Origin of the sequence: Saccharomonospora iraqiensis subsp. paurometabolica YIM 90007, from assembly GCF_000231035.2 — a bacterium.
Lineage (GTDB): Bacteria > Actinomycetota > Actinomycetes > Mycobacteriales > Pseudonocardiaceae > Saccharomonospora > Saccharomonospora paurometabolica.
Genome location: NZ_KI912213.1, coordinates 192,511 through 192,823, shown reverse-complemented (window position 1 = coordinate 192,823; position 313 = coordinate 192,511). Strand labels below are relative to the sequence as shown.

Below are 313 nucleotides of genomic sequence, written 5' to 3'. Positions count from 1 at the left end.
CTGCGGGCGTTCGCGGAGAGTGCGCCGTGAGGGTCGGACTGGTGCTGGTGGCGCACAGCGCGCGGCTCGCGGAGGGGCTGGCCGAGACCGCGACGCAGATGGCGCCGGAGGTCACCGTGCTCCCGGCGGGCGGCGCCGCCGACGGGGGCCTCGGCACGGACTTCGATGCGGTGTCCGACGCGGTCGGGCGTGCGGACGGCGGGTCGGGCGTGGTGGTCCTCTACGACCTCGGCAGCGCGCAGATGACCGCCGAGATGGCGGTGGAGGCACTGTCCGACCCCGGTGCGGCCGTGGTGGTGGACGCACCGCTGGT

The 313-nt window shown here is 76.0% G+C and carries 1 protein-coding gene; it reads left to right on the top strand.

Going from position 1 to position 313, the window contains the following annotated elements:
• Nucleotides 1-26: 26 nt before the first annotated feature.
• Nucleotides 27-313, top strand: a 287-nt coding sequence (locus tag SACPADRAFT_RS0205595; protein ID WP_028662246.1) for a PTS-dependent dihydroxyacetone kinase phosphotransferase subunit DhaM, incomplete at its 3' end; no start/stop codon positions are given.